The 2,940-nt window shown below is 67.8% G+C and carries 3 protein-coding genes, 1 rRNA gene and 1 pseudogene; all 5 read left to right on the forward strand.

All coding sequences use genetic code 11. The features are described from left to right. The first annotated feature begins 69 nt into the window (after positions 1 to 69). Positions 70 to 186: ribosomal RNA gene (gene rrf / locus ITI46_RS33960) — 5S ribosomal RNA — on the forward strand. 84 nt (positions 187 to 270) lie between these two features. Beyond that, the gene (locus ITI46_RS33965; protein ID WP_209243833.1) at positions 271 to 1,449 is read left to right on the forward strand and encodes an acetoin utilization protein AcuC; all 1,179 of its coding nucleotides are present in this window, start codon (positions 271 to 273) and stop codon (positions 1,447 to 1,449) included. A gap of 704 nt (positions 1,450 to 2,153) precedes the next feature. Further along, positions 2,154 to 2,225 (forward strand): annotated as a pseudogene (locus ITI46_RS36195) (phosphatase); the annotation flags it as partial. Between the two features lie 128 nt (positions 2,226 to 2,353). Further along, positions 2,354 to 2,563 (forward strand): helix-turn-helix domain-containing protein, encoded by a 210-nt coding sequence (locus ITI46_RS33970; protein ID WP_157846443.1) that lies wholly within the window; start codon positions 2,354 to 2,356, stop codon positions 2,561 to 2,563. Positions 2,564 to 2,750: 187 nt separating this feature from the next. After that, positions 2,751 to 2,849 carry a 30S ribosomal protein bS22 gene (locus ITI46_RS33975; RefSeq protein ID WP_003948845.1) on the forward strand — a complete coding sequence of 33 codons (99 nt, stop codon included), beginning with the start codon at positions 2,751 to 2,753 and terminating at the stop codon, positions 2,847 to 2,849. Positions 2,850 to 2,940: the final 91 nt, after the last annotated feature.

Genomic DNA, 2,940 nt, shown 5'->3' on the forward strand with positions numbered 1-2,940 from the left:
TTGTCCATAGAGGCTCGCGTCCACTGTGTGGGTTCTGAGACAACAACCCTGGTTGTTGTTTCGCCGTGTTTCGGTGGTCATAGCGTGAGGGAAACGCCCGGTTACATTCCGAACCCGGAAGCTAAGCCTTTCAGCGCCGATGGTACTGCATGCGGGAGTGTGTGGGAGAGTAGGACACCGCCGAACAAACTTTAAAATGTGAGGGCCTTGTTGGCAGACGCCAACAAGGCCCTTTTTTATGTTCAGGCGCGGCCCGATACGGTGGCGGGCATGAGCGGGCGCGCGCAGTTGATGTGGGACGAGGGTGTCACCGGCTACGACTTCGGCCGGGGGCATCCGATGGACCCGGTACGGCTCGCGCTGACGAAGCGCCTGATCGAGTCGTTGGGGGTGGAACGCAGCCCCGACTTGAGCGTTGTCGCCGCGAAACCTGTCGGCGATTCGACGTTGCGGCTGGTGCACCGTCCCGACTACATCGACGCCGTGCGCCGTGCGTCGGCCGACCCCGCGTCCGCTGAGCAGGAGTACGGCCTCGGCACCCCGGACGACCCCGCATTCCCAAGGATGCATGAGGTCTCAGCGCTGATTGCCGGCCAGTCCGTTGGCGGGGCCGAGGCGGTCTGGCAGGGGAAGGTGCGGCATGCCGTGAATTTCGCCGGCGGGCTGCACCATGCGATGCCGGGAAGTGCGTCCGGCTTCTGCGTGTACAACGACCCCGCGCTCGCCATCGCCCGGCTCCTGGAGCTGGGGGCCGAGCGGGTGGCGTACGTCGATCTGGATGTGCATCACGGGGACGGGGTCCAGGAGGTGTTCTGGAACGACCCGCGGGTGCTGACGATCTCGCTGCACGAACACCCGGGCACGCTCTTCCCCGGTACGGGCTGGCCCGAGGAGACCGGTGGCGAGGGTGCCGAGGGCAGTGCGGTGAACATGGCGCTGCCGCCCGGTACGGGAGACGAGGGATGGCTGCGTGCCGTGCACGCGGTGGTGCCCGAGCTGCTGGGCGCTTTCGAGCCGCAGGTGCTGGTCTCGCAGCACGGTGCGGACACCCATGTCGAGGACCCGCTGGCGCACTTGGCAGTCAGTGTGGACGCCCAGCGGCTCGCGGCCGAGGCCGCGCACGAGTGGGCGCATACGTACGCCGAGGGCCGGTGGCTGGCGACCGGTGGCGGTGGTTACGCGGTGGTGGATGTGGTGCCGCGTACATGGACGCACCTGGTGGCGATCGCGGCGGGGGCGCCGGTGCCGCGGGAGACCGAAGTGCCTGCCGAGTGGCGGCAGGAGGTGTATGCGCGTACGGGCAACGCCGGTCCGCCGCAGCGGATGACGGACGGGCTGGAGCCGCGTCACCGGGGCTGGGACGAGGGGTACGACCCTGCGGACCGGCTGGACCAGGCGGTGCTGGCGACCCGGCGGGCGGTGTTCCCGGCGCACGGGCTGTTGCCGTAGAGCGAGCGGGCAGGGCGGCGGGGTGGCCCGCGGCTGCTCGTGCTGTCTGTGCTGCGCGCCCGCTGTGTCCAGGGCTGTGCGGTGCGGTGGGACGTACGGTGCAATGACGGGATGGGAGCGAACCGTTCCGTGCTGAGTTCGGTTGAGGCGCGGTCGGTGCGGGGTATCGGCAGTTCCGGGACTGCTTCCGCGCGGATGGTGCTCGGTTGTGTCAGCGTGGCTGTCGGCACGGTGTGGGTGAGATGCGGTGGAGTGCTCCTGTGGTGGGCGGCATCGGGTCCGTCTCCTGACCGACTCCTGGTCAACTACGCCACATTGGCCCCATCGCTGTCGGCGCCCGGAGGTCACGTCCTAGCACTGACGCAGGGGAGACGTGTCGACATAGCGATGCGATTCCGGGTACGTCAGTGCGGCTTCTCCTACGTAAGGGGGGTCGCGCTGTTCTGCGAAACCGGCGCTCGCCCGAAAGGTCGTGCGCGGGGGCGCGAAGGCACGCGCCCCTCCCTTCTCGCCGGTGGTGCCGCCCGGCGTGCCGGCGCCGGCGGCCTGCGTCAAGGTGCGTACCCCCGGCGATGGTTGAGTAGTCAGTGCAGGTCAGCGGCCGTAGCGGGGCTGTCGGGTCGGCGGGTGCGCAGGGGGCGGCGCTTGGCGCGGGGCGGTCGGAGTAAGGCAAGAGGCGAGGGCGCCCGGACGTTCCGTCGGATGACACTGCGCAGTCCGACTACTACCGCCCGCTTACTCGCTATGTACTCAATCGAGCGTGTCTGTCACGGTAGGCGGGCGATCCCTACTCCTCTTCACCACTTGCATCACGCGCCCCTAATCTGGGGAGGAGCGCACATGCGAGCAGGAGACACCGGAGGGGAAGCCGGTGCCCGACATGTGCGGAAGGTTCAGGTGTGACATGGCTGCTGACGAACGGCCGTTGAACGAGGTCGTGTTCCTGACCGTGGCGGAGGTCGCCGCGGTGATGCGAGTCTCCAAGATGACCGTGTACCGCCTGGTGCACAGCGGTCATCTGCCGGCGATCCGGGTGGGCAGGTCCTTCCGGGTGCCGGAGAAGGCCGTCCACGAATACCTCGAAGAGTCGTACGTGGGGGTGGAGAGCGCCTAGGCCGAAACCGGGTGTGCGCTCGGTCAACGCTGCACCGGAGTCCCGGTGCCCCCTCGATTCACGTCCATTCCCGGGTGGCGGGTAGGGTGGCCCCATGTAGGTCGTGTGGGCTCGGACGCCCCGCACCGAGTATCGAAGTGAGTTCGCCCCGCAGCTGTGCGGGGATGATTCGTGAGCGAGGGTAGTCGTGGGCTCTGTCATCAAGAAGCGGCGTAAGCGGATGGCGAAGAAGAAGCACCGCAAGCTGCTGAAGCGGACGCGAGTGCAGCGTCGCAACAAGAAGTGAGCGAGCGCACCGCACGTCACTGACCGCCGCCTTTCTCTCCGCGCGGAGAGCACGGCGGCGGTTCTGCTATGGATTCGCGGTGAGGCTCATA

The sequence above is a fragment of the Streptomyces oryzae genome (genome assembly GCF_017676365.1).
In the GTDB taxonomy this organism is placed as follows: Bacteria; Actinomycetota; Actinomycetes; order Streptomycetales; family Streptomycetaceae; genus Streptomyces; species Streptomyces oryzae.